Annotated in this window: 26 protein-coding genes; 15 read left to right on the top strand and 11 right to left on the bottom strand. The window is 63.9% G+C overall.

Going from position 1 to position 26,217, the window contains the following annotated elements:
- Positions 1 to 88 precede the first annotated feature (88 nt).
- From IR187_RS10865 to hutC, 5 genes are all read left to right on the top strand, one after another.
- Positions 89 to 610 (top strand): arsenate reductase ArsC, encoded by a 522-nt coding sequence (locus tag IR187_RS10865; RefSeq protein ID WP_194954624.1) that lies wholly within the window; start codon positions 89 to 91, stop codon positions 608 to 610.
- Positions 607 to 1,038, top strand: coding sequence for an arsenate reductase (glutaredoxin) (gene arsC / locus IR187_RS10860; protein WP_194954623.1), 432 nt, complete (start codon positions 607 to 609; stop codon positions 1,036 to 1,038). Before IR187_RS10865 ends, arsC begins: the two co-directional genes overlap by 4 nt.
- An 11-nt stretch (positions 1,039 to 1,049) precedes the next feature.
- Entirely contained in the window at positions 1,050 to 2,114 is a 1,065-nt protein-coding gene (gene arsB, locus IR187_RS10855; protein ID WP_194954622.1) for an ACR3 family arsenite efflux transporter, read from the top strand.
- Between the two features lie 5 nt (positions 2,115 to 2,119).
- A complete protein-coding gene (gene arsH / locus IR187_RS10850; RefSeq protein WP_194954621.1) occupies positions 2,120 to 2,875 on the top strand; it encodes an arsenical resistance protein ArsH in 756 nt (251 codons plus the stop codon).
- A gap of 63 nt (positions 2,876 to 2,938) precedes the next feature.
- Positions 2,939 to 3,739, top strand: a complete 801-nt coding sequence (hutC, locus tag IR187_RS10845; RefSeq protein ID WP_194954620.1) for a histidine utilization repressor — start codon at positions 2,939 to 2,941, stop codon at positions 3,737 to 3,739.
- Between the two features lie 11 nt (positions 3,740 to 3,750).
- Here hutC and IR187_RS10840 read toward each other — a convergent pair whose 3' ends face one another.
- The 10 genes from IR187_RS10840 to IR187_RS10795 all read right to left on the bottom strand — a co-directional run bounded on the left by IR187_RS10840 (position 3,751) and on the right by IR187_RS10795 (position 13,822).
- Positions 3,751 to 4,485, bottom strand: coding sequence for a PepSY domain-containing protein (locus IR187_RS10840; protein WP_194954654.1), 735 nt, complete (start codon positions 4,483 to 4,485; stop codon positions 3,751 to 3,753).
- On the bottom strand, positions 4,482 to 5,186 hold the full coding sequence (locus IR187_RS10835) for a PepSY domain-containing protein (RefSeq protein WP_194954619.1): 705 nt from the start codon (positions 5,184 to 5,186) through the stop codon (positions 4,482 to 4,484). The genes IR187_RS10840 and IR187_RS10835 overlap by 4 nt, the downstream gene beginning before the upstream one ends.
- Before the next feature lie 10 nt (positions 5,187 to 5,196).
- Positions 5,197 to 7,899, bottom strand: coding sequence for a TonB-dependent receptor domain-containing protein (locus IR187_RS10830; RefSeq protein ID WP_194954618.1), 2,703 nt, complete (start codon positions 7,897 to 7,899; stop codon positions 5,197 to 5,199).
- 454 nt (positions 7,900 to 8,353) lie between these two features.
- Positions 8,354 to 8,821 (bottom strand): DUF411 domain-containing protein, encoded by a 468-nt coding sequence (locus IR187_RS10825; protein ID WP_228765793.1) that lies wholly within the window; start codon positions 8,819 to 8,821, stop codon positions 8,354 to 8,356.
- A gap of 58 nt (positions 8,822 to 8,879) precedes the next feature.
- Positions 8,880 to 9,323, bottom strand: coding sequence for a DUF305 domain-containing protein (locus IR187_RS10820; RefSeq protein WP_194954616.1), 444 nt, complete (start codon positions 9,321 to 9,323; stop codon positions 8,880 to 8,882).
- Between the two features lie 38 nt (positions 9,324 to 9,361).
- Entirely contained in the window at positions 9,362 to 10,573 is a 1,212-nt protein-coding gene (locus IR187_RS10815; protein WP_194954615.1) for a copper resistance protein B, read from the bottom strand.
- Positions 10,570 to 12,420 carry a copper resistance system multicopper oxidase gene (locus IR187_RS10810; RefSeq protein WP_194954614.1) on the bottom strand — a complete coding sequence of 617 codons (1,851 nt, stop codon included), beginning with the start codon at positions 12,418 to 12,420 and terminating at the stop codon, positions 10,570 to 10,572. Before IR187_RS10810 ends, IR187_RS10815 begins: the two co-directional genes overlap by 4 nt.
- 114 nt (positions 12,421 to 12,534) lie before the next feature.
- On the bottom strand, positions 12,535 to 13,119 hold the full coding sequence (locus IR187_RS10805) for an RNA polymerase sigma factor (protein ID WP_194954613.1): 585 nt from the start codon (positions 13,117 to 13,119) through the stop codon (positions 12,535 to 12,537).
- Entirely contained in the window at positions 13,116 to 13,529 is a 414-nt protein-coding gene (locus tag IR187_RS10800; protein WP_407699081.1) for a periplasmic heavy metal sensor, read from the bottom strand. The genes IR187_RS10805 and IR187_RS10800 overlap by 4 nt, the downstream gene beginning before the upstream one ends.
- Before the next feature lie 26 nt (positions 13,530 to 13,555).
- Positions 13,556 to 13,822, bottom strand: a complete 267-nt coding sequence (locus IR187_RS10795; RefSeq protein WP_194954611.1) for a hypothetical protein — start codon at positions 13,820 to 13,822, stop codon at positions 13,556 to 13,558.
- Between the two features lie 144 nt (positions 13,823 to 13,966).
- On the opposite strand from IR187_RS10795, the gene copC reads away from it, so the two are divergent.
- The 4 genes from copC to IR187_RS10775 all read left to right on the top strand — a co-directional run bounded on the left by copC (position 13,967) and on the right by IR187_RS10775 (position 18,411).
- Positions 13,967 to 14,350, top strand: coding sequence for a copper homeostasis periplasmic binding protein CopC (copC, locus tag IR187_RS10790; protein WP_228765791.1), 384 nt, complete (start codon positions 13,967 to 13,969; stop codon positions 14,348 to 14,350).
- Positions 14,351 to 14,354: 4 nt separating this feature from the next.
- Positions 14,355 to 15,305 (top strand): copper homeostasis membrane protein CopD, encoded by a 951-nt coding sequence (copD, locus tag IR187_RS10785; RefSeq protein ID WP_194954609.1) that lies wholly within the window; start codon positions 14,355 to 14,357, stop codon positions 15,303 to 15,305.
- A 272-nt stretch (positions 15,306 to 15,577) separates the two neighbouring features.
- Entirely contained in the window at positions 15,578 to 17,899 is a 2,322-nt protein-coding gene (locus IR187_RS10780) for a heavy metal translocating P-type ATPase (RefSeq protein WP_194954608.1), read from the top strand.
- A 53-nt stretch (positions 17,900 to 17,952) separates the two neighbouring features.
- Positions 17,953 to 18,411 carry a YybH family protein gene (locus IR187_RS10775; protein ID WP_194954607.1) on the top strand — a complete coding sequence of 153 codons (459 nt, stop codon included), beginning with the start codon at positions 17,953 to 17,955 and terminating at the stop codon, positions 18,409 to 18,411.
- A 43-nt stretch (positions 18,412 to 18,454) separates the two neighbouring features.
- Here IR187_RS10775 and IR187_RS10770 read toward each other — a convergent pair whose 3' ends face one another.
- Positions 18,455 to 18,853, bottom strand: coding sequence for a MerR family transcriptional regulator (locus IR187_RS10770; protein WP_194954653.1), 399 nt, complete (start codon positions 18,851 to 18,853; stop codon positions 18,455 to 18,457).
- Positions 18,854 to 18,933: 80 nt separating this feature from the next.
- On the opposite strand from IR187_RS10770, the gene IR187_RS10765 reads away from it, so the two are divergent.
- From IR187_RS10765 to IR187_RS10740, 6 genes are all read left to right on the top strand, one after another.
- Positions 18,934 to 19,755 carry a MauE/DoxX family redox-associated membrane protein gene (locus tag IR187_RS10765; protein WP_456115036.1) on the top strand — a complete coding sequence of 274 codons (822 nt, stop codon included), beginning with the start codon at positions 18,934 to 18,936 and terminating at the stop codon, positions 19,753 to 19,755.
- Between the two features lie 105 nt (positions 19,756 to 19,860).
- Positions 19,861 to 20,223 carry a hypothetical protein gene (locus IR187_RS10760; RefSeq protein ID WP_194954606.1) on the top strand — a complete coding sequence of 121 codons (363 nt, stop codon included), beginning with the start codon at positions 19,861 to 19,863 and terminating at the stop codon, positions 20,221 to 20,223.
- 65 nt (positions 20,224 to 20,288) lie between these two features.
- Complete coding sequence (locus tag IR187_RS10755; RefSeq protein ID WP_194954605.1) at positions 20,289 to 20,555, top strand: hypothetical protein; 267 nt, start codon at positions 20,289 to 20,291, stop codon at positions 20,553 to 20,555.
- A gap of 65 nt (positions 20,556 to 20,620) precedes the next feature.
- Complete coding sequence (locus tag IR187_RS10750; protein WP_194954604.1) at positions 20,621 to 21,847, top strand: TolC family protein; 1,227 nt, start codon at positions 20,621 to 20,623, stop codon at positions 21,845 to 21,847.
- Positions 21,844 to 23,079: an efflux RND transporter periplasmic adaptor subunit gene (locus IR187_RS10745; RefSeq protein ID WP_194954603.1), complete on the top strand. Its 1,236-nt coding sequence runs from the start codon at positions 21,844 to 21,846 to the stop codon at positions 23,077 to 23,079. Before IR187_RS10750 ends, IR187_RS10745 begins: the two co-directional genes overlap by 4 nt.
- The gene (locus IR187_RS10740; RefSeq protein ID WP_194954602.1) at positions 23,076 to 26,210 is read left to right on the top strand and encodes an efflux RND transporter permease subunit; all 3,135 of its coding nucleotides are present in this window, start codon (positions 23,076 to 23,078) and stop codon (positions 26,208 to 26,210) included. Before IR187_RS10745 ends, IR187_RS10740 begins: the two co-directional genes overlap by 4 nt.
- Positions 26,211 to 26,217 lie beyond the last annotated feature (7 nt).

The following is a 26,217-nucleotide window of genomic DNA, read 5'->3' as shown; positions in this document are numbered from 1 at the left end:
TTCCGACAATAGATCGCCGTCAATTGCCCGAACGAATTTCAACGCGGGCGCCTATTCGCGCACGCTGGACCTCAAGGAGGAGTCGCCGATGACCGACAAGACCTATAATGTGCTGTTTCTTTGCACGGGCAACAGCGCGCGCTCGATCCTCGCCGAAGCGTTGATGAACCGGGCGGGCGAAGGACGGTTTCGCGCGTATAGCGCAGGCAGCTTCCCGAAGGGCGACGTGCATCCACAGGCACTCGCTTTGCTCAAGGAACTCGGCTTTGAAACGCAGGGCCTGCGCTCGAAGAGCTGGGATGAATTCTCAGGCCCGGATTCCCCCGGCATCGATTTCATTTTCACCGTCTGCGACAATGCCGCTGGCGAGACATGCCCGATCTGGCCTGGCAGGCCGATGAGCGCGCATTGGGGGATCGAGGACCCGGCCGCGGTTGAAGGTTCGGGTCAACGGGAAGCGTTCGAACGCGCGCTCCACTATCTGTCGAACCGCATCTCGCTGTTTCTCGCGCTTCCGCACGACAACATCGACGAAATGGCCATGGACCGGAAGCTCAAGGAAATCGGCCGCGCCGAGGGCGCGAGCCACCAGGCGGAGTCCACCGAATGACGACCGACATCATCATCTACCACAACCCCGAATGCGGCACGTCGCGCAACACGCTCGCCATGATCCGCAACGCTGGCATCGAACCGCATGTGGTCGAATACCTAAAGACGCCCCCGTCGCGCGCGCTGCTTGAACAACTGATCGCACGGGCGGGCATTGCTCCGCGCGACCTCCTCCGCGAAAAGGGCACGCCCTATGCCGATCTCGGTCTCGGCGATCCGGGCCTAGACGACGACGCCCTCATCGACGCGATGATGGCGCATCCGATCCTGATCAACCGGCCGCTCGTCGTCTCGCCGCTCGGCGTGAAGCTCTGTCGTCCCTCGGAAGCGGTGCTCGATCTCCTTCCAGCGGCGCAGCGCGGCGCCTTTGCCAAGGAAGACGGCGAGCAGGTCGTCGACGACGCCGGCAATCGCGTCGGCGCCTGAGGAGAGATACGATGACGCAACCGAAGCGCGAACGTCTCTCGTTTCTCGACCGCTATCTGACCCTGTGGATCTTCCTCGCGATGGCGCTGGGGGTGCTGCTCGGCTTGACCTTCGCCGGGCTCCCCGCCGCGATCGACAGCCTCTCCTGGGGTTCGACCAACATCCCGATCGCGATCGGCCTGATCCTCATGATGTATCCGCCGCTCGCGCGCGTCCGCTATGAAGAGCTGCCGCGGGTGTTCGAGGACAAGCGCGTTCTCGCGATCTCGCTGATCCAGAACTGGATCATCGGACCCGTGCTGATGTTCGCGCTCGCGGTGATCTTCCTGTCCGACAAGCCCGAATATATGACGGGCCTGATCCTCATCGGCCTCGCCCGCTGCATCGCGATGGTGATCGTCTGGAACCAGCTTGCGAAGGGCGACAATCAATATGTCGCGGCGCTCGTCGCCTTCAACTCGATCTTCCAGATCCTCTTCTTCAGCGTCTATGCCTGGTTTTTCCTGACCGTGCTGCCGCCGCTCTTCGGGCTCGAAAGCAGCGTGATCGACGTCAGCTTCTGGACCGTCGCCGAGGCGATTCTGATCTATCTCGGCATCCCGTTCCTCGCCGGCTTCCTGACCCGCAAGATACTGGCCGGCGCGAAGGGGAATGACTGGTACGAGACGCGCTTCCTTCCGAAGATCGCGCCGATCACGCTCGTTGCGCTGCTCTTCACGATCGTCGCAATGTTCAGCCTCAAGGGAAGCGAGATCGTCACCATTCCTGGCGACGTCGTGCGGATCGCGATCCCGCTGACCATCTATTTCGTCGTCCAATTTGTCATCAGCTTCTGGATGGGGAAGCTCATCGAAGCCGATTATCCGCGCACGACCGCGGTCGCTTTCACGGCCGCGGGCAATAATTTCGAACTCGCGATCGCTGTTGCCATCGCCGCCTTCGGCCTTGCGTCCCCGGTCGCCTTCGCCGCGGTCATCGGTCCGCTCGTCGAGGTGCCGGTACTTATCCTGCTGGTCAACGTCGCCTTCTGGTTCGGACGCCGCTGGTTTCCGGCCTCTGTCCCCGCGAAAGACTGACCTACATGACCGCCCCAACCTTCTCCCGCTTGCGCAAGCTCGCCGAACCCGGCCATCTTCCGGCGCTGAGCCCCGAATATATCCGGTCGCGTCCCGGCCTCGGGCTGGGTCCGCTCGACCCGGCGCCGCGTATCCTCCTGCTCTATGGATCATTGCGCGAGCGCTCTTATTCGCGGCTCGTCGTCGAGGAGACCGCGCGCCTGCTCCAGCTGTTCGGCTGCGAAACGCGCATCTTCGATCCGTCCGACCTTCCGCTTCCCGACCTGATCGCCGACGACGATCATCCGGCGGTCGAAGAACTGCGCCAGCATTCGCTCTGGTCGGAAGGCCAGGTCTGGTGCAGCCCCGAGCGGCACGGACAGATCACCGGGATCATGAAGGCGCAAGTGGACCATCTGCCGCTCGCCTATAAAGGTCTGCGCCCGACGCAGGGGCGCACGCTGGCGGTGATGCAAGTCTCGGCAGGATCGCAGTCGTTCAATAGCGTCAACACGCTGCGCATTCTCGGCCGCTGGATGCGAATGATCACCATCCCCAACCAGTCGAGCGTCGCCAAGGCCTATGCCGAGTTCGACGAGGCGGGCCGCATGCTGCCGTCGAGCTATTACGACCGCATCGTCGATGTTGCCGAGGAGCTGGTGCGATTCACCGTGCTGACGCGCGGCCATGCCGACCAGCTCGTGGATCGCTATTCGGAGCGGAAGGACCGCAACGAGCCTGTCATCACGCCGGCCGAAATGGCGGGTTTACCGGGGACATGATATTTTTTCCTTCGCCCGTTCAGCCGCTTGGAATTTCCCCGCACCAACCTGTATAGACGGGTTATGGATTTCAGCCCTCGCACAGCCGGAAGCGGTTCAAACAATTCAAAGAGACCAGCTGGTTCCCGGCCAGGCAAAGCCGAGGACAAGGACAACCGCGCTGCGCCACGCTATGCGGCTATCAAGCAAAGCATTTGCGACGCCGTTCGGGACGGCCACTTAAAGCCCGGCGACCGTGTTCCTTCGGAAGCTGAACTGGTGCAGCAGTTCGACGTATCGCGCATGACCGCGAACCGAGCCCTCCGCGAGCTGCAGGCCGCGGGCATATTGGTTCGCCGCGCAGGCAGCGGGTCGTTCATCGCGGAGCCGAAGCCCATCGGCCAGATGATCGAAATCCGTAATATTGCGGAAGAAATACGCGAGCGCGGCCATGTTTATCGTGCCCGTGTCGTGCAGAATGACGAGATCCGGGCCAATGCCGAAATGGCGGCGCTTTTGGAAGTGCCGGTCGGGACAAAATTGTTCCACTCGATCATCGTGCATCACGAAGCGGAATTCCCGATCCAGCTCGAAGAGCGTTTTGTGCTCGCTTCGGCCGCCCCCGACTATGGAAAGATGGACTTCACGCAGACGACGCCGAACGAATATCTGACGCGCACCGCGCCGCTCGAGCGGGTTGAACATCGCGTTCGCGCGGAGATGCCCGACGCGCAAACGCACAGCATGCTCGGGCTATCGGACTCCGAACCGGTACTGCGGATGACGCGCCGGACATGGAGCCATTCCCGCCTCGTCTCGCACGCCTGGCTGACACATCCCGGCTCACGCTTCGAACTCTCGGCCGCCTTCTCGATCGACGACTGACGACCGTTGCGTCAGGCCGTGCTGCGGGTCACCGCAGGCTTGCGGCGCCGACGCAGCCAGCGGAAATCGGCACGGCTGAAGCTTTTGAAGAGCAGATAGAAGCCGGTCCCTGACAGCCACAGCGCGCCGAAGGCGACGAAGATGATCAGCGGGTGATTGAAGCTCTTCCGGTTCAGATAATCCATGTTGTGGAGCATCCAGAAGAAGTCCCACGTCCGCCATGTATCGCCGCGCATGACAAGAAAACGCGCGGTGTCGAGCGAGACATAGGCGCTGCTGTTCTCGGCGTCGGCAAAGTCGACGCGCCACATCGCCCCGTCATGATCGCGCGCTTCAAGGTTTGGCCTGGCGAGTATGCTGACCTTCTGGATCGGCGCCTCGTTCATCATCGACGCGACCTCGCGCGCCATGTCCTCATCAACGCGCATGTCCTTACCGGTGGTGGCATCGACGAGGCGGGTGCCCTTGGTCGTACGAAGTTCATAGACCGGCCGGGCGCCGAGATCGCGCAAGAGAACTCCCGTGACAGGTTCGCCGCGCGGCAAGGCAGCGACGTCGAAATACTCGCCAGCAGGCAGGGGATGCGCATGCGACATGCCGCCGCCGTGGCCACCAACCTTGTCCTTGTCGAGAAGCGCCATGACCGAGCCGCTCAAGGCCCAGAGCAGGAACTGGAGCCCGAGAATAAGGCCGACCCATTTGTGGACGCGACGGAAAAAGAGCGGCGTCAGCCGGATGCGTTTCATGCCGTCTTCTTCTTTCGGCGCTTGAAGGACCAGATCAGCAGCCACGCGCCCGTCAGCGCCATGGCAAAGGCGCTCCAGGTCGCGACGCGGAGCAGCGGGTTGTTGACGTCGGTCCGTTCGTCATAATCCATGATGTGGAGCATCCACGCGAAGTCGAAGACGCGCCACAGGGCGTGGCGGCGCGAGATGAGTTCGCCCGTCTGCGGCGACAGATAGAGCGTCGGACGGTTCCAGCCTTCGAACTCGACTTGCCAATAGGGCGGCTTGCGCGACTGCATTTCCTGCGGCGCCTTCGCAAGCAGCTGCACCGAAACGATCTTGCCCTCGCCCGTATAGATGCGCCGCGCCTGCTCGCGGACCTGGGACTCGGTCAGGGCAGGCAGCGGCGCACCTGAGCGGGCATCGAACAGTTTCGCGCCTTCCGGCGTCTCGGCTCGCCATACCGGGGACCCGAAAAATCGCTGCAAGCGGATTTCCGAAACGCCGGGTGCGGCCGCAACGATTCGCGAGGGCGGAGCAAGGCCGGCAAGGTCGATAACTTCGGTCGCCGGCGCGCGCACCAGATGGTCGCCATGTATGGTGTCGATGTGCACCACCACCATGTAGAAGCCAGTCAGCGTCCAGAGCAGAGCCTGGGCACCGACCAACAAGGCCAACCATTTATGCGTTCGCCGTACAAGCAACGGCCAGCGGATAGCCATGACGATAGCCTCAGAATGCCGTCCGGAAGCCGACATAGAAGCGGCGCCCAAGCAGGTCATAGGTCATCGTGTCGGTGTTCGCATCGGTGAAGCTCTGAATATAGGGCGCCTTGCGATCGAACAGATTATCGACGCCGACCTGGAACCGCGTTTTCTCGTCGATCTCAAAGGCGACCTGAAGATTGTGATAGAAGACGTTCGGCGTGCTGTAGCCGATTTCTCCGGGAGCCGCATTGAAGTCGGTCGCCTTGCCGATCCATTGGGTCGACCAGGTCGCGCTGACGCCATCCTTTTCGGCGGTCAGCACACCATAACCGCGCCACTTCGGATAACCGCCGTTGCCGCCGCCGATGAAGCCGTCAAAATCGATCGGCGCGCCGCCGGGAAAGGGCAGGACGACATATTTGTTGAGGTAGGTCAGGTTGACGTCGAGCGAGACATTCACGCTGCCGATGTCATTATTATAGACGAGGCCAAGATCGAGGCCGTTCATCTCCTCGCGACCGGTGTTGATCGGCTGCGCCGAAAGGAAGGTGACCTCTCCAGTCAGCGGACTGCGCGTGAAATCGTCGCAGAAGGGATGCGACAGGTTGGCGCTGGCGTAGCAGATGGCAAGCTTGGTCGAACCCGGGATGGCGCGGATCGCATCCTTGATCTTGATGTCGAACCAGTCGGCGGTCAGCGAAAGGCCGGGAACCAGACCCTTGGGCGATATAACCGTCCCAACCGTCCAGGTCGTCGAGCTTTCGGGCTGAAGATCCTCGTTGCCGCCAACGGTTGTCAGGATCGTCGTGCCAAGCTGAACATAGTTTGCCGGGACGCCCGATGCCTGGCAATTGGCAATCAGCCCGGCGTTGCCGCTTGTCGAATAGCGCGAGCAGGGATCGGTCGTCGTAAGATTGCCTTCGGACACGCCGCCGAACAGTTCGGGGACATTCGGGATGCGAAAGCCGGTGCCGTAGGTGCCGCGGAGGCGGACGCTGTCGTTGATGACCCAGTCGAGGCTTGCCTTATAGTTCCAGTCGCTGCCGAAGAGGTCGTAGTTTGAATAGCGGACCGCGCCGCCCGCTGTCAGCGCTTGGAAGAATGGCGTATCGGCAAGGATCGGCACCGACAGCTCGAGATAGGCTTCCTTTGCGATGCTCGTCCCCGAGATCGGGCTTTGCTGGTTGGTGTTGGCAATGCCCAGCACCGTCAGCGGATCGGGATCGCGCCAGCCCTTTTCCTTGCGATAGACGACACCGGCCGCGAAAGAGACGGGCCCGGCGGGCAGCTTGAACAGATCGCCGTTGAGGTCGGCGGTGACCGTTGCGAGCTCGTTGCCGCCGCGATCGCGCGACGTGAAGAGGATATAGTCAAGCACCTGCGGAGTCAGGTCGCCAAACCCGAGATAGTCGCCGCACGGAATAGCCGCGCCAGGCGCCGGGCTACAAACGCCGGTATTGATCGTGTTCCGGACGCGTTCGAGATTGGCAATATTGGTCGAGCCATCCACGGCCGTGTTGCGACCGAAGGCGCCCGCGACTTCCCAGCCCCAGTCATTCGACAGCTTGCCGCGCAGGCCGAAGGTGCCCTGCCAGGTGTCGGTTTCCTGAAAGAATTGCCGCGGCCCCGGCTCGGCGAGACGACGCTGGATGAGGACGATGTTCTGCCCGGTCGGATTGGTCGGGTTGCTCGCCGCGATCGACAGATTGCGCAGCGTGCCCGGCGTCGCAATCTGGTTCGACTTGCGGAAGGTATAAAGGAATTCGCCGAACGCCTCGATATTGTCGGTCAGGTCATAGTCAGCGAAGAAGGCCGTGCTGACACGTTCGACCGGGCTAACCGCGTTGAGGAATGGGTTCGAGTTGAAATTATGCTTCGCCGCGCTGTAGGGCTCGAAAAAGTTGCCGTTGCCGCCGAGGACCTGGTTGAAATTGATCTGCTGGCCGTTCGGCAGCACCGCGCGGCCGCCGATCGTCGAGGCGCTGTTGACGCAGCCAAGTGTGCCAGGGGTGGTTTCCGCAAGCGAGCAAGGTGCGCGGGTCGCCATGTTGACTGCGCTAGTCTTCTGGTAGGTCACCGCAGCCATGAAGCCGCCGCGGTCGTTGCGGATGCCCCAGATCAGGTCCGCGGTGAAATCCGATCCGTCGCCCTTTTCGGTGATGCCCTGGCGAACGCTGAGGCCGAGACCTTCATAGTCGGTCCGCGTCACGAGGTTGACAACGCCCGCCATCGCGTCGGCGCCATAGATCGCGGAGGCGCCGTCCTTGAGCACATCGGTACGCTCGAGCGCGACGACCGGGATCATGTTGAGGTCGGGTGACGAGTTCGCCCCGGTTCCGCCCGCGACGAGGCGACGACCGTTGAGCAACACGAGCGTCCGCTTGATCCCGAGACCGCGCAGGTTGACCTGCGCGGTGCCATAGCCGTTGTTCGCCCAATAGGCCGAGGTCTGGTTGCCCGCAAAGCCGGCGTTGGCGGGCAGGCGCTGCAGCACCGTCTCGATATTCACCAGACCGGTGTTCTCGATCTGCTCGGCCGAAACGACCGTGGCGGGGCCGACACCGGCCAGATCCTGACGCCGGATACGCGAGCCGGTTACGACGATATCGCTCCCCGCATCGCTGGCCTCCGCGGCGGGCCTGGGGGCCTCTCCTTCCTGCGCGAAGACCGGCGTTGCGATAGTTGCGACCACCGCCGCGCTCGCGAGCAATGATTTTTTGATCGACATGCGAAACCCCCTGTTGGTTACGTTATGAACCGTAGAGAGCATCAAATGTATATACAGGTCAATAGAAATTATTGCCTAACTTCAATAGGTTAGATTCATTTCGCTTGGTCGCATCGGATATGCTTTATACGCACGCCAAAGACCTACCCCTCATGCCCAAGACATTTTTTTTCCTGTGGAGCGAGCCCGCACCTGCGGCGCGTAGTCATATCTCAAATTCTGGTAATTAAATTACAGCGACTCTCGCTTGCTGGCCGTCTCGCGCCGCGGCTGTTGCGAACGATTCCTGACGGACGCGCGAATCGCCGGAGACCGGACTACTCATGCTGATGGCCATTTCGAATGGTTCACGCTGGCCCGAGGCGCTGCGCGCAAGCCCCCGCGCCCCCGGCAGCGGCGCGGGAGAGGAGATACCACCGGTCGGAGCAGCGGCCGCGTCAGCCGTGGCGCGACGTTAGGCGCGAAATTCAGAAATCTTGCCGTCGCCGCCGAATGCCATCACGTCGAATGCGTCCGCACTGCCATCGGGCATTTCCATGCCCGGAGAGCCGCGCGGCATACCGGGCACGGCAATTCCGCGAATGTCGCGTGGATTGTCCTGGAGGAGTCTCGCGATATGCCGCATCGGCACATGACCCTCGATTGCGTAGCCACCGATGACGGCCGTGTGGCACGACGCCAGCTGGTCAGGCACGCCAAGTCGCGCCTTGACCGCAGCCATGTCCGCGCGGTTCTCGACGGTCACCTGATAGCCGGCTTTGCGTGCGATATCCGCCCACGCTTCGCAGCATCCGCATTCGGGATCGCGATAGACGAGCATCTGCCTGCTTTTCGTCGCATTGGCGACCGGCGTGCGCGCGTTGCCATTCTTCTCTTCCGCTGCCGTTGGCCGCGAGGAAGAATTGCAGCCCGCAAGCATCATCCCCGACCCGGCCGCAACCAAGCCAAAAAGATGGCGCCGGGTGATCGGACTTTTCATGTCATTTCCTCGCGAGAATCGACTTCATCTGTTCGATTTCGGCCGCCTGCCCCGCGATGATGTCGCTGCAGAGCCGGCGTATTTCAGCATCCTTGAGCGAAGCCTGTTCGCACATGAGAATGGCGCCCGAATGATGCGGGATCATCGACCGCAAGAAAGCGGTGTCGCCGATCGTCGTCTGCGTCCGGATAAGAGCGAAGCTCCCCAAGAAGGCGACGACTGATCCGAGCAACAAGACGGTGTTCAGACGTTTCGACGGAAACATGCCCGGCATTGCGACGATCATCAGCACGACCATCGGCGCGACCATCATCAGCGTCATGTAGAGCATGTTGAGATTGTTGTAGAAGCTCGAGAGGCGGTCGATCATGACGAACATCACCATATACATGATGATGCCGCTGACGATCGTCTGCAGCGCCAGGCTGCGATAGGCTGGTTTCATGGCATTTCTCCTCGACGTCCTGCCACCCCGCAAAACTTCTAGAACCAGGCCCTCACCCCCATCACGAAGCTGACACCATTGGCATCCTCGCCCGCCGCCCGCGCAAAGCGCGCGGTGTCGCCGAATTTGCGCGCCCATTCGACGCCGAGATAGGGGGCGAACTCTTTCACGATCTCGTAGCGCAGGCGGAGCCCGAGTTCCATATTCGATAGGCCCGACCCAACGCCGCTCTCGGGCACGTCCCGCGCCGCGAGATTGAATTCGGCCATCGGCTGGAGGATCAGCTTCTGGGTGAGGCGCTGGTCGTAATAACCTTCGAGCCGGGCGAGCAAGTCGCCCTTGTTCGAAAGGAAGAGTGCGCCCTCGACTTCGAACCAATAGGGCGCGAGTCCCTCGAAGCCAATGGTCGCATAGGTTCGGTCGGGGCCCGGTCCGAAGTCCTGCCGGATCCCGGCCTGCGCGTTGAAATAGGGCCCGATCGCCCGGCTGTAGAGCGCCTGCACTTCGCTGCTCTCGATACCCTCGCCGAACACGCCTTCGCCCTCGCTTTTGACGGTGAGCCGGTTGATGTCGCCGCCGTACCAGGCCTCGCCGTCCCAGCGGAAACCATCGCGGCCTTTGCGCGCCTGATATTCGGCGAGATTGAAGCTGATGAAGGCGATGGTCTGCGCCCCATTTTCCTTCATCATCTCGTGACGCGAATGCTCCATCTCGCCCTTGGGATAAATGCGATCGGCATACCAGTCTGCAGGCGGCGCAGGCGCGACCCCGTCGCCTGGCGGCAGGTCGGTGCCGCTGGCGCTGCTCGCCGCCGCCATGCCTTCCATTCCCGCCATCGGGGCCGCAACCTTCGGCGTGCAATGGCCCATTTTGGCATGTTCCGGAGGACAGTCGGGATCCGATGGCGACGCTGTGCCATGATCCATCGCCCCCATATCCGAGGCGTCCTTGCCCGAAGCCTCCGCCTCGGGCGTACAATGGCCCATCGCGGCATGTTCGGGCGCGCAGGTCGAGGCCGCGGGCTCGCTATCCATGCCCTGCATATCGCCATGGTCCATCTGCTCCATTGACCCGTCTGCGGCCGTATCGGTTGCAGGCGGCACCGTCGGCGCCGGCGCCGGCGTTGGCGAAGGAGCGGGAGTCGGGGCGGGCGCCGCGCCGTGCATCGAATGATCCATCGATTGGGCCGCTGCCGGGACAGCAAAGGCCAGCGGCGCGATGCCAGCAAGGAGGAGCGCGATCCGGGTCATTCGCCGTCTCCCTTCGGGCGGACACTGACGACGCGCATCATCCCGGCGTGCATATGGTAGAGGAGGTGGCAGTGGAACGCCCAGTCGCCGAGCGCGTCGGCGGTGAAATCGAAGCTCGCGGTGCCGCCGGGCTGGACCAGTACCGTATGCTTACGCGGCGACCGATCGCCCTTCCCCGTGACCAGCTCGAAAAAATGGCCGTGCAGATGGATCGGGTGGCTCATCATCGAATCGTTGATCAGGTTGATCCGAACCCGCTCGCCCTCGATGAACGGGATGGGCTCATGGTAGTCGGACATCTTCACGCCATCGAACGACCACATGAAGCGTTCCATGTTACCTGTGAGGTGGATGTCCAGCGAGCGCGAGGCGGCGCGCACATCGGGGTTACGCTCGAGCGCGACGAGATCGTGATAGGTCAGCACCTTGTGTCCGACATCCTCAAGCCCCTGCCCCGGTTCGCCCATGCGATCGACCGGCATCGGCGAGATCGTCTGGACACTGGGATCGCGCTTGACCTGGGGCGCGACACTGAAGTCGCGCATGCTGTGCTGCATGCCGCCACCCGAGCCATGATCCATGCCCGCCATTGCGCCACTGTCGCCCGCCGGCGTGCAATGACCCATCTTGGCATGTTCGGGCGCACAGGAAGGGTCGCCCGCGGGCATGGGCATCGCGCCCATATCGCTGCCGCCCGAATGATCCATCCCCGCCATCGAGCCGCCCGACATGTCCATGTTGCCCATGCCCATGTCCTTCATCGTCGCGAGCGGTCGTTCGCGCAGCGGTGGAACCTCGGCGATCATGCCGACCCGCGGCGCGAGCGTCGCGCGGCCCATCCCCGACCGGTCGTTGGCTTCGGCGACGAGCGTGTACGCGCGGTCTTCGACGGGGGTCACGATCACATCGTAGGTTTCCGCGACGGCGATCTGGAACTCGTCGATCTCGGTGGGCACGACATTGAGCCCGTCGGCCTGCACCACAGTCATCCTGAGGCCCGGAATACGGACATTGAAGATCGTCATCGCAGAGGCGTTGATGATCCGGAGGCGCACGCGCTCGCCCGGGTTGAACAGCGCGGTCCAGTTGTCGCGCGGGCCGTGCCCATTGACGAGGAAGGTGTAGGTAGAGCCGTTGACGTCGGCGACGTCGGTCGGGTCCATCCGCATCTTGCCCCAGTCGATGCGTTCCGCAAGCGACTGATCCTTGCCGGCCAGGAGGCCGGACAACGTCTGGCGCTGCATGTTGAAATGGCCGGGATTGACCTTGAGCTTGCGGAAGATCGCTTCGGGCGAGATCTGGCTATGGTCGGACAGGACCACGACATGCTCGCGATCATAACCGATCGGATCGGTGCCGGCGGGGTCGATGACAATCGGCCCATAATGACCGAGTTGTTCCTGAAGCCCCGAATGGCTGTGATACCAATAGGTGCCCGACTGAACGACGGGAAATTCATAGGTGAAGGTCGAGCGCGGCTTGATGCCGGGAAAGCTGACGCCGGGTACGCCGTCCATCTGGAACGGCAGGATCAGGCCATGCCAGTGGATGGAGCTATCCTCGTCGAGGTCGTTGACGACGGTGAGCTTCGCCGTCTGTCCTTCCTTGAGACGCACCAGCGGCGCCGGGACCGTGCCGTTGATGCCGATGGCGCGGCTCAGCTTGCCGTCGATTCGCATCGTCTGCCGTGCGATACGCAATGTGATGTCGTTGCCCGAAACGGTTGGAACGGGCGCGGTGATCCCGGTCGATCCCGACTGGGCCCAAGCGGGGAACCATGCAGCCATCGCGGCCGCCGCTCCGCCGCCCAATGCCCCGTTTACAAATCGACGCCTGTCTATCTGCATTATTCATCCCGACCGTTACTGATTGTTCCTAAAGCCATACGCATCCGCGGCGGTCACCCCTCACCCAAAATGCCTGAATAGACCGAGCGCCGTTCGAGACGGCAAGGCACGAGGTCACTCCGGAACCTGGTTACTCGATTCGGCCAGCAGGCCTCTCAACCGCATCCGGGCGCGATAGAGACGGGTTTCGACGGTTTTCTCGCTCACATTGAGCATGGCTGCCGCTTCGGCCTGGCTCACATCATCCATGCCGCGCAAGAGCAGGACCTCCCGCAAATTTTGCGGCAACTGCGCGATCGCGCCGCGAACGCGGGCGAGCTCCAGCCGGTCGCTCGCCTCCATGTCGGGCGAGGGCATGTCGCTGGCGACATGATGCGCGCTCTCGAGGGGCAGGGCGCGCGAAAAGAAGGCGCGCACCTTGCGCCGGCGCGCCCAATCGCGGCACTTGTTGATCGCAATGCGGGCAATCCAGATACGGAAGGGACGGTCGCCATCATAGCGGCTCAGCGCGGAAAAGCCGGCGAGGAAGGTTTCCTGTGTCAGATCGAGGGCCTCGTCGGGATCGCCGATATGCTTGACGATCAGTCGATAGACCGGCGCCTTGTACCGGCTCAGCAATTCACGATAGGCATCGTCGCGCCCGGCGCGGGCATAGGCTGCCAGATCCTGGTCGCTAGCTTGCGAAAGGCCAGGGTTCACCGCGCATCGGCGGTCAGCGCCTTGACCACGCTTTCGTCGAACATTTTCGCCTGGTCGCGATCGAGGACCGCTCGCATGGCGAAAAGATGGACGAGCGTTTCCTTCTGCAGCGTCCCCATGACGTCATGCGTATGATCGATAGCCTCGGTCACCCGGGGGCCATAGCCCTGCTCGGCCTTGATCGCCTCCGCGAGCCGAACATTTGAAGCCCGCATCTCGAGTTCCAGCGCGCGGCGGCGGCGGGTGAAGTCAGCCTCGATCCGGTCGATTTTCGCATCCTGCGCCGGGGTCAGATCGAGCTGGTCGTGGAGGAGCGAATGAAGCTCGGTTTCATTTGCCTGGGGGGCATCGCTCACCAGCCGGCCGACGAATACGCCGGCAATGGCTGCGGCGAAGGCGATGAGGCCCACGAGAAGCAGTCGGCGCGAAGACATTGCTATTGCGACTCCAGCAGGGTCGAGGGCGCGAGCGCGCTTGCAGGCCCGAACGGGCTTAGCGGACTTGCCGCGACGGCGGGTTCTGAAATCGCGCTTCCGGCAACGATCCCGCCCCCGAGCGATACAAAGGCAGCAAGCGCCATGAGACGGCGCGTCGCCATCGCTTCTCGCCGGCGAACCGTCAGAGCGCCCATGACGCGATCGTCAAGCGCGTCCAGCCCGGCAGGCAGGCCGATCCGGTTCAAAATGTGCAGCTCTTCGTCCATCGACCCAACTCGCCAAAACTTGCTACATTGTTCATACGCGCGAACGACGACTACCCCTCACCTCAACGATATTCATCTGGATCGCATGAGGGTTAGGCCAGCCCATTGCGTATTAGCAGGACAGACACGCAAATGGAGGTCTTTATGTTCAAGTCCATTCTCCCCTCAACCGCAGCAGCTTTCGCGCTGCTTCTCGCACCGGTCGCGGCCGGCGCGCACACCAAGCTCGTCGGCTCGACGCCCGCTGCCAATTCGACCGTTTCGAAGGTGATCAAGATCGACCTGAAATTCAACGAAAAGGTCATTGCCTCGACGGTCAAGACCGAACTCGTCATGACGGGAATGCCGGGCATGGCCAATCACGCTCCGATGAAGATTCCTTACTCGTCGATGATGGGCAAGGACGGCAAGTCGATGATGCTCATGGTCAAACGCCCGCTAACCCCGGGGACCTATAAGGTGAAATGGTCGGCGGCGGGTGCCGACACGCACCGCATGGGCAGCGAGTTCAGCTTTACCGTGAAGTAGGACGGTGGGCGACATCGTCCTGATCGGCATCAGGTTCGCGCTCTATGCGGACCTGATGCTCATCGCCGGCCTCGCTGTGTTCCCGCTATACGCGCTGACCCGAAGCGAACGCCATGCGCCGCAGCCGATGGCCGCGATCTGGCGCACCCAGCGATGGCTCAGTGTCGCAGGACTGTTGCTTTCCGGCTTGGGAATGGAAGCGCTTGCGGCCTCGATGCAGGGTGTGAGCCTTTTTTCGCTGGAGTCGCAGCCCTTTTGGGATCTCGTCCGCGAGACCGACGCCGGGTGGGCCTGGATGGTGCGGACCGCCGCCCTGCTGGTCGCGCTGGCCGCAGCCCTGTGGATGACGCGATGGCCGTCCACTGCCACCGCCATAGTCGCGGCCGCGGGTTCGGTCGCCGTCGCGACATTGGTCTGGTCCGGCCACGCAGGCGCGACCGAGGGCGCTGCGGGCACCGTCCACCGGATCAGCGACATATTGCATATGATCGCAGCCGCGGTCTGGATCGGCGCGATCGGCGCTTTCCTCTGGTTGACCGCGCCCAAACGTATCCGCGAAAGCCCAGACGGACCGCAAATGGCCGCGCGAAGCCTCGATCAGTTTTCGCGCGTGGGCACGATCTGCGTTCTGATCATCACCGCGACCGGCCTACTCAATGGCCAGATGATCGTCGGCATGGACAATCTCGGCCAGTCCCTCGCTTCGCCCTATGGGCAATTGCTCTTCGCCAAGCTGTGGCTTTTCGCAGCGATGCTGGCACTGGCGGCTGCCAACCGCTGGCGCCTGACGCCTAAGCTTCGCGCGGCGATTGCCAGCGGCGAATCCGATCCCGACCGGATGCTTGCAGCGATGCGCAAGAGCCTGGCGCTGGAAGCGGCGGCGGCACTTCTGATCCTCGCGCTCGTCGCGTGGTTCGGCACGCTCGAGCCCTTTGTTTCCGCCGACGGAGGCTGACCTCTCGTTCCCATGGCTCGCAACGGGAAGGGAGCTGCTATAGTTCGCCAATAATTGCAGGCTGCCGGTCTTTGGCCAACGCCCGCAAAGAAATCCACCGGGCGGTGACGTGAACCTGGCCGTCGAGATGAAATGAGGGGCCGCCGCGTCGCGTGCGTATCGACAAGAGCGGCTTCCTTTGCAGCCAGACCATGCGGAAGCGGCGGGAGAATTCAGGCAGCTTAGATCGAGGATGCCCGTTGGCCTTCCTCGACAGGGCAACGGGAGGCAATATGGTGCACGATCATCGTGAGGCAGAAATGGCCGAAGTCGCGACCGATCCGGTCTGCGGCATGTCGATCGACCCCGCGACCACGCCGCATATCGAGGCCCATGGCGGCGAACGTCATTATTTCTGCAGCGCGGGCTGCCTCGCCAAATTCAAAGCCGATCCCGATCGCTATGCGGCAAAAGGCGCGCCGGTCGCAGCCGACACAGCCGAGGGTGCCATTTGGACCTGCCCGATGCATCCGGAGATTCAGCGTCCCGGCCCCGGTAGCTGCCCGATCTGCGGCATGGCGCTGGAGCCGGTCATGCCGGCCGCCGCCGATGGCCCCAGCGAAGAATATCGCGATATGCGCCGCCGCTTCTGGGTCGGGCTGGTTTTCGCGCTTCCTGTCCTGGCGCTCGAGATGGGCGGCCATGTCACGGGTCTCCACCAATTTGTCGGCCGCCAGACAAGCAACTGGATCCAGATGTTGCTCGCGACCCCCGTCGTGCTGTGGGCGGGCTGGCCCTTTTTCGAGCGGGCATGGCTCTCGATCCGCAACAAGAGCTTCAACATGTTCACGCTCATTGCGATGGGGACGGGCGTCGCGTGGGGCTACAGCATGATTGCAGCGATAACGCCTGACGCCTTCCCCGTCGCCTTTCGCGCCGCCGACGGCTCGGTCGCGGTCTATTTCGAGGCTGCGGCGGTCATTACGGTGCTGGTCTTGCTCGGGCAACTGCTCGAACTGAGAGCACGCGAGACGACAAGCGGCGCGATCCGCGTGCTTCTGGACCTGACGCCGAAGCGCGCACGGCGCGTCGGCAGCGACGGAAGCGACGAGGAGATCGCGCTCGACGCCGTCGAGGTCGGCGACGTGCTGCGAATTCGCCCCGGCGAAAAGGTCCCGGTTGACGGAATCGTCCTCGAAGGGCGCGGAACGGTCGATGAGTCGATGGTCACCGGAGAATCGATGCCGGTCACCAAGGCGGTCGGCGCCGCGCTGATCGGCGGGACGATCAATCAGACCGGCGGCCTGCTCATGCGCAGCGAGAAGATCGGGCGCGACACGATGCTTGCCCGCATCGTGCAGATGGTCGCAGATGCGCAGCGCAGCCGCGCGCCGATCCAGCGCCTCGCCGATACCGTTTCAGGCTGGTTCGTGCCCGGCGTGATCCTTGCCGCCGTCGTGGCTTTCCTCGCCTGGTCGCTTCTCGGCCCAGCGCCGGCCATGGCCTATGGCCTGATCGCCGCCGTCTCGGTGCTGATCATCGCCTGCCCGTGCGCGCTGGGCCTCGCAACACCGATGTCGATCATGGTCGGCGTGGGACGCGGCGCCGAGGCCGGCGTGCTGATCAAGAATGCCGAGGCGCTCGAACGGATGGAGAAAGTCGACACGCTCGTCGTCGACAAGACCGGAACCCTCACCGAAGGCAAGCCGTCGGTGGTTGCCATCGAAGTAGCCGAAGGCTTTGATGAACAGGATCTGCTCCGGATCGCGGCCAGTCTCGAGCGCAGCAGCGAGCATCCGCTCGCGGCGGCAATCGTCAAGGCGGCCGAAGATCGCGGGCTCGAACTCGTCGAACCATCGGGGGTCGACCAGCCTGTCGGCAAGGGCATCGTCGGGGAGGTCGACGGCAAGGCAATCCTCCTCGGCAATGCGAGCTTTCTCGAAGAGTATGATGCCGATCCAGGCGCGCTCGCGGAGGCAGCGGACCGGCATCGCGCCGAGGGCGCGACAGCGATCTATGTTGCTGTCAACGGTAAGGCGGCAGGCGTCATCGCCATCGCTGATCCCGTCAAGGAAACGACAGGCCAAGCGCTCGCAGCCCTGCGCGAGGCCGGAATCAAGGTCATCATGCTGACCGGCGACAATCGCGTCACCGCCCAGGCGATCGCGCGGCGTCTCGGCATCGACGACGTCGAGGCCGATGTCCTTCCCGACCAGAAGAGCGCGGTCGTCCAGCGCCTGCGCGAGCAGGGCCGGATCGTCGCGATGGCGGGCGACGGGGTCAATGACGCCCCGGCGCTGGCTGCAGCCGACGTCGGCATCGCGATGGGCTCGGGAACCGATGTCGCGATCGAAAGCGCGGGAGTCACGCTGCTGCGCGGCGACCTCATGGGCATTGTCCGGGCGCGCCACCTCAGCCATGCGACGATGGCCAATATCCGTCAGAATCTCTTCTTCGCCTTTGCCTATAATGTCGCGGGCATTCCGGTAGCGGCGGGCGTGCTCTACCCGGTTTTCGGGCTGCTGTTGTCGCCGATCATCGCCGCCGCAGCGATGGCGCTGTCGTCGGTCAGCGTCATCGCCAATTCGCTGCGGCTGCGGTTCGTAAAAATCTGATCGAAGCATCGCTGCGGACGGATGCCGCAAGCTCATAGCAAGGGAGAATGAGGATGGAAGTTATCAGACAGGCGGCGATCGGACTCGCGCTGGTCATCGCGGTTCCCGCCCACGCGGCCTCGACCCCGGATTATCAAGCGGCGGCCACGACGCTGGCGCAATATAAGCAGGCGGTCGAAAACCGCGACCTATCGGGCGTCGAAACACTGTTTGCGCCCGACGCCCAGATCTTCGAGTCGGGCGGCATCGAAGGGAATTTCGCGCACTATCGCGATCATCATCTCGCTCCCGAATTGAAGGCTTTCAAATCCTTCGCCTTTCGCGACTATAAAGTTTCGGTGCGCGGCGAAGGCGAGGTCGCGATCGCCACCGAAACCTATAACTACACGATCGCCCTTACGAACGGCGAGACGATCGAACGCGCCGGCGTCGCGACGAGCGTCCTCAAATGGACGGGCCGCAAATGGCAGATCATCAGCCTGCACAGTTCCTCGCGCAAACCGAAGGCGTAGCGGGCGGGCACACGCGATGTGGGGCGAAACCACTCCTACGCGGTCAGACCCGCTCGAAAGCAGAAATGATCGGGCAGTGCGTCGTATCGTCCGCCGCGCACTGGCGCGACAGGCCAAGCAGCGCCCGGCGCGCGGTGTCGAGTTCGGCGATCGTCTTTTCGATCGCGGCGATACGCGCATCGGCAAGTTCGCGCGCCCGGACCCGATCGGTCGAGGCATCGAGCTCGAGCAATTCTCCTATCTCCGCAAGAGTGAAGCCTGCGGCCTGCGCGGATTTGATGAAACGCAGGCGCCGAAAGACGGCCTCGTCATAGCGGCGAACGCTTCCCCGCATGCCGCCGGTTTCGCCTTGGCCGGGTACCGGAAGCAGGCCTCGCCGCTGATAGAATCGGATGGTTTCGACATTGACGCCCACGCTTTTTGCAAGCTGTCCGATGGTCATATCACGCAAGGGCTTGACTCCGTACTATGGTACGCAACCTATATGGGAGGGAGCATAAGGGAATCAAGGAAGGTACGGCAATGAACACCCAGCTCCAGGACACGCAACGAACGACCCATTCTCCGGCCGGCGCCAAGGCGACCGGCCGGCCGCACGCCACCATCTACCGAATGGTGATGGAGCATCATACCTGTCCCTACGGCCTGAAAGCGCTGCATATGCTGCGCAGCCGCGGCTATGAAGTCGAGGATATCTGGCTAACGACGCGCGAGGAAACCGATGCTTTCAAGGCGAAGCATGGCATCGCGACGACGCCGCAGACCTTCATCTCAGGCGAGCGCATCGGCGGGCACGACGACCTGCGGCGCCATCTCGGGCTCAAGGTTCGCGATCCGAAGGCGCTCACCTATACGCCGATCATCGCGCTCTTCTCGATCACCGCGCTGATGGCGCTCGCGGCTAGCCAGGCGGTGTCGGGCACCCCCTTCACTATTCGCGCCGCCGAATGGTTTATCGGCTTCAGCATGGCATTGCTCGCGTTCCTAAAGCTGCGGGATGTCGATAGCTTTTCGAGCATGTTCCTGAACTACGACCTGCTCGCCAAGCGCTGGGTGCCCTATGCCACCATCTATCCCTTCGCTGAGGCCCTCGCCGGCATCTTGATGATTTCAGGCGCGCTGAGCTGGATTTCGATACCGGTCGCGCTGTTCATCGGGAGCATCGGCGCCGTCTCGGTCTTTAAGGCGGTCTATATCGACAAGCGCGAACTCAAATGCGCCTGCGTGGGCGGCGACAGCAATGTTCCGCTGGGCTTCATATCCTTGACCGAGAATCTCATGATGATCGCCATGGCGCTGTGGATGCTGCTCGCGCCCGCTGCCATGACGATGGGTCATTCTTAATCCGTCCGGTGTAACCGCGATGGGACCGTCGACGAACATCTCGACGGGACCTTCGCGCGCCAGTTTCGAATTGACGCCAAGTTTGACAAGGATCATGCTTTCACCGTGAAACGCTGGCTCACCTTCCTGCTCCTTGTCGGAGCCGTACTCGGCCTCCTGGCGCAGGAAGCCGCGTTCGCATCGGCGCCGGCTATCCCGGCAGCCGAAGCGGCGACTGTTGCGGCGATGAGCGACGAATGCGCCGAGATGATGGGGATCGACAAATCCCAGGATAGCGCACCGTGCAAGGGCATGACGCTCGACTGTATTGCCAAGATGGGCTGTGCGCTACCGCTTGCGGTCGCGGCGCCCGGCGCCTCGCTGGATGCGGCCGTGCATCGGTCGGCTTCAGCAGAGGCGCGGCCGGCCGTCCGCTTGACGGGCCGCACCGTCGGCCCCGAGCCCGAACCGCCTCTATTCCACGGCTGAAACGCGCGACGCGCGCCGGTCTCCCCGGCGCGTGTCTCCCTGCTTTTCAACCAAGGAATTTCACCATGAAGACGATTTTTGCCGTTGCCGCGCTCGCGGCAGCAACCCTTGCCGCTCCTGTGTCCGCGCAAGATGCGACAGGCGGTCATTATGAGTGGCATATCCGCCAGGTGCCGGGACCGAACAAGTCCAATATCAACCCGCGCGTTCGCGTGTGGGTCAAGGACGCGCCTACTCAAATGGCGGCATGCGACTGCGACATGATGAAGGCCGATCCGGCCGACTGCATGAAGAGCATGTCCGGCGCCCACATGGCCAATCCCGGAGCGTAAATCTCTCCGCCCCCCGGCGCGGTGCGCCGGGGGGCGGCCTTGCCATGGCCAAAAAGGGGGTCAGCATGCGCTTATTTCTTGCAGCAGCTCTGCTATCACTGCCCGCCGCGCTGCACGCCGAACCGATGTCGCTCGACGAAGCGCTTCGGTTGGCGGAAGCACGAGCGCCGGAATTGCAAGCCCGTGCGGCGGGGCTCGATGCCGCGCGGTCGTCCGCCATCGCCGCCGACCGCTTGCCCGACCCCAAGCTCGATCTTGCGGTCAAGGATTTCCCGGTCACCGGCCCTGATGCGGGCCGGTTCAACCGCGACGATTTCACGATGCAGGTCATCGGCATCAGCCAGGAGTTCACCAATCCCGCCAAGCGCCGCGCCCGCGCCTTGCGCGCGAACGCTGATATCGGCGTCGCCGAGGCCGAGCAGGCGATCGCGGCGCAGGATGTTCGCCTCGCCACCGCGCTCGCGTGGATCGATCTTCACTATGCGAAAAAGCGGCTCAAGAAACTCGATCTGCTCGATGCCGAACTCGACGATCTGCAAGCGACGGTGACCGCGCGGCTCGCCAGCGGTGCGGCGCGCCCGGCGCAGGCGCTCGAACCCGAGCAACTGCGCGCCCAGCTTGCCGACCGGCGCAGCGCGCTCATCGCCGATATCGCGCGGTACCGGGCGCAGCTCACCCGGTTCACCGGCGACACCGCAGTCGATACGACGGGCGACCTGCCCCCGCTCGCCGTCGATGGCGACGCGCTGCGCGCCGGCCTCGCCGCCTTGCCGCTGCTGCGCGGCTATGACGCACGGACATTGGCCGCCGATGCCGACACCGGGTTGGCGCGCGCCGACAAGCGACCCGACTGGACGGTCAACGCCGCCTATGGCCGACGCGAACCCAATTTTGGCGATCTCGTCACGGTCGGGGTGACGATCGATCTGCCGCTGTTCGCGAAAAAACGGCAAGACCCCAAAATCGCGGCGCGCGCGAGCGAGGCGACGCGGGCGCGGCTCGATCGCGAAGCGGCCGAGCGCGAGGCGGAGGCGTCGCTGTCCGCCGACCTTGCGATGCACCAAATGCACGACGAACAGCTGGCGAATGCGCGAACCAGACTGGTGCCGCTCGCCAAGAAGCGCGCCCAGCTCGACCTCGAAAGCTTCGGGGCGGGGCGTCTCGATCTCGGCACCGCGCTGTTATCGACCCTCGCGCTTGCCGAAGCCGAGGTCGATGCGCTGGCGCGCGAAGCCGAGGTGGCGCGCGACGCGGTGCGGATCAATTACACTTATGGGGAGACGCGGCGATGACCGATGTACCGACGGCGGCGCGGTGGCGTGCCGCAATCATGGCCGCCGTACTGGTCGCAGGCGGCGGAGGCTATTGGCTCGGCCAGCGCGGCGGCGGCGACACGGCGTCCGGGGTGCCCAGCGGCGATGGCGGCAAAGTCCTCTATTATTACGATCCGATGTTCCCGAACCAGAAGTTCGACCAGCCCGGCAAGTCGCCCTTCATGGACATGGAACTCGTCCCCAAATATGCCGAGGGGAGCGGCGGAAGCAACGCTGCGCCGGGCGTATCGGTCGATCCCTCGGCACGGCAAAGCCTCGGCATCCGTGTGGTTGCTGCCGAAATGGGCAGCCTCGCCGCGACGCTCGACGTGACCGGGACGGTCGATTTCAACCAGCGCGACGTGGCGATCGTCCAGGCAAGGTCGGGCGGTTTCGTCGAGCGCGTCTACCGGCTCGCGCCGGGCGACGTGGTCCGCGCGGGCGCACCAATCGCCGACGTACAGTCGCCCGACTGGGGCGGCGCGCAGACCGAATATCTGAGCGTCAAACGGCTCGGCAGGCCCGACCTCACGGCCGCCGCCCGGCAGCGCCTGCGCCTGATGGGCATGGCCGAAGCGGTGATCGCGCAGGTCGATCGCAGCGGCCGCACGAGCGGCACCGTGACGGTGCGCGCGCCGATCGGCGGCGTCATCCAGACGCTCAGCGCACGCGCCGGCGTGACGCTGGCCGAAGGCCAGACGCTTGCCGAAATCTCGGGGCTCGGAACGGTGTGGCTCAATGCCGCGCTTCCCGAAGCCCAGGCCGGAACGGTGCAGGTCGGCCAGCGGGCGAACGCCAAGCTCACCGCCTTTCCCGGCGAAAGCTTCGGCGGCCGTGTCGTCGCCATCCTGCCGACCGCGGCGGCGGACAGCCGAACGCTGACCGTGCGCATCGAACTTGCCAACCGCGGCGGGCGTCTGCGCCCCGGCATGTTCGCGACCGTCGCATTGGGGGGCGACGCCAGGCCCGCGCTGCTCGTGCCGAGCGAAGCGGTCATCCGCACCGGAACGCGCACGATCGTGATGCTCGAGATGGGCGACGGCCGCTATCATCCCGCCGAAGTCGAGGCCGGGCGCGAGGGCGGCGGCACGACCGAAATCTTGCGCGGCCTCACGGCGGGCGAGAAGGTCGTCGCGTCGGGCCAGTTCCTCCTCGATTCCGAAGCGAGCCTGACCGGCATCGCGGTGCGTCCGCTGGAGGATGCGAAATGATCGAACGGATCATTCGCGCATCGGTGGCAGCGCGCGGGCTGGTTGTCGCGGCGGCGCTGATCCTGACGCTGATCGGGATCGCCGCCGTGCGGACGACGCCGGTCGACGCCCTCCCCGACCTTTCCGACGTGCAGGTCATCATCCGCACCACCTATCCCGGACAGGCGCCGCGCATTGTCGAGGACCAGGTCACCTATCCGATCACGACGACGATGCTCTCGGTTCCCGGCGCGCGCGTCGTGCGCGGCTACAGTTTCGTCGGCGACAGCTTCGTCTATGTGCTGTTCGAGGATGGCACCGACCTCTATTGGGCGCGCAGCCGGGTGCTCGAATATCTGAGCCAGGTGCAGAGCCGCCTTCCCGAAGGGGCGAAGGCGTCGCTTGGCCCCGACGCAACCGGCGTCGGCTGGATCTATGAATATGCGCTCGTCGACAAGAGCGGGCGCCACGATCTTGCCGAGCTGCGCAGCCTGCAGGACTGGTTCCTGCGCTTCGAGCTCAAGGCCGTGCCGGGCGTCGCCGAGGTTGCGAGCATCGGCGGCATGGTGCGCCAGTATCAGATCGTCGTCGACCCGCAGAAGCTGGCCGCTTTCGGGGTCACCGCGCAGGATGTCACCGAGGCGCTGAAACGCGCCAATCAGGAAAGCGGCGGCGGGACGGTCGAAATGGCCGAAGCCGAATATATCGTGCGGGCCGGTGGCTATCTCAAAAACCTCGACGATTTTCGTGCGGTGCCGCTCCGCACCGCAGCGGGCGGCATCCCCGTGACGATCGGCGATCTCGCGACCGTCCAGATCGGTCCCGACATGCGGCGCGGTATCGCCGAGCTCAACGGCGTCGGCGAAGTCGCGGGCGGGGTGATCGTGATGCGCCAGGGCCAGAACGCCCGCGAGGTGATCGAGGGGGTGCGCGGCAAGCTCGCCGAACTCAAGGCTGGGCTGCCGCCGGGGGTCGAAATCGTCACCACCTATGACCGGTCGGGTCTGATCGACCGCGCGGTCGACAATCTCACCTCGAAGCTCGTCGAGGAGTTCATCATCGTCGCGGTCGTCTGTGCGCTGTTCCTGTGGCACGCGCGCTCGTCGCTCGTCGCGATCCTCACCCTGCCGCTCGGCATATTGATCGCCTTCATCGTCATGCGGTTCCAGGGGTTGAACGCCAATATATTATCGCTCGGCGGCATCGCGATCGCGGTCGGCGCGATGGTCGATGCCGCGGTCGTGATGATCGAAAATGCCCACAAGCATATCGAACATTGGGAAAGCGATCATCCCGGCAAGCCGTTAGAGGGCAGGGATCGCTGGCGGGTCATCACCGACGCCGCCGCAGAAGTCGGCCCGGCGCTGTTCCTGAGCCTCCTCATCATCACCTTCTCGTTTCTCCCGATTTTCTCGCTCGAGGGACAGGAAGGGAAGCTGTTCGGACCGCTCGCCTTTACCAAGACCTATGCCATGGCGGCGGCGGCAATCCTGTCGATCACCCTCGTCCCGGTGCTCATGGGCTGGCTCATCCGCGGGCGGATCCCGAGCGAACAGGCCAATCCGGTCAATCGCTGGCTGACGCACGCCTATCGCCCCGCGCTCGACCAAGTACTGCGCCGTCCCAAAAGGGCTCTGGTTATCGCGGGGCTGATCTTCGCGACCAGCCTGTGGCCGCTGACCCAGCTTGGCGGCGAGTTCATGCCGCAGCTCGACGAGGGCGACCTCCTCTATATGCCGTCGGCGCTGCCGGGCATCTCGACCGCCAAGGCGTCGAGCCTGCTCCAGCAGACCGACCGGCTCATCAAAACGGTGCCCGAGGTCGACAGCGTTTTCGGCAAGGCCGGCCGCGCCGACACCGCGACAGATCCTGCGCCGCTCGAAATGTTCGAGACGACGATCCGCTTCAAGCCGCGCGATCAATGGCGCGCCGGGATGACGCCAGAGAAGCTGGTCGCCGAACTCGATGCGCGCGTGAAGGTCCCCGGCCTCGCCAATTTCTGGATCCCGCCAATCCGCAACCGCATCGACATGCTGGCGACCGGGATCAAGAGCCCGGTCGGCATCAAGGTCGCAGGATCGGATGTCGCCGAGATCGACCGCACCGCGAAGCGGATCGAGGCGGTCGTCCGGAAGGTTCCGGGCGTCGCCTCGGCGCTCGCCGAGCGGCTGACCGGCGGGCGCTATATCGACGTCGACATCGATCGCGCGGCTGCGGCGCGCTTTGGGCTTAATGTCGCCGACGTGCAGGCGCTGGTCGGCGGCGTCATCGGCGGCGAGACCATCGGGCAAACGGTCGAGGGGCTGGCGCGATACCCGATCAACGTGCGCTATCCGCGCGAACTTCGTGATAGCCTCGGCAAGCTGGAAAACTTGCCGATCCTCACGCCGTCGCGCCAGCAGATCACGCTGAGCACCGTGGCACGGGTGCGGATCAGCGATGGCCCGCCGATGCTGCGCAGCGAGAATGCGCGGCCGGTGACCTGGATCTATGTCGATGGCCGCGACCGCGACTTGCAGACGCTGGTCGGCGATATCCAGCAGGCGGTCGCGCGCGACGTCAAATTGCCGCCGGGGATCAGCGTCTCCTACACGGGCCAGTTCGAATTCCTCGTTCGCGCGACCGAGCGGATGAAGATCGTCATACCCGTCACGCTCGCGATCATCCTCGCCCTGCTCTACCTGACCTTCCGCCGCTGGGACGAAGCGCTGCTCATCATGGCGACGCTGCCCTTCGCGCTCACCGGCGGGCTGTGGCTGCTCTATCTGCTCGGCTATAACCAGTCGGTTGCAAGCGCGGTCGGCTTCATCGCGCTCGCGGGCGTTGCGGCGGAGTTCGGGGTGGTGATGCTCATCTATCTTAAACAGGCGCTCGCCGCGCGTGGCGACGGCCCGATCGAGGAGGCCATCCGCGACGGAGCCTTGCTCCGGGTCCGCCCCAAGGCGATGACCGTCGCGGTCATCCTTGCGGGGCTGTTCCCCATCCTCGTCGGAACCGGGACCGGTTCCGAGGTGATGAGCCGGATCGCCGCACCGATGATCGGAGGGATGATCACCGCGCCGCTGCTCTCGATGTTCATCGTCCCCGCCGCCTATCTGATGATGCGCCGGCGATGGCCCGATCAACAACCGTTGAAAACCCCGACGACGTGACATGAAA

The organism is Sphingopyxis solisilvae, assembly GCF_015475875.1.
GTDB lineage: Bacteria > Pseudomonadota > Alphaproteobacteria > Sphingomonadales > Sphingomonadaceae > Sphingopyxis > Sphingopyxis solisilvae.
This window is presented reverse-complemented; position numbering and strand designations above follow the sequence as displayed.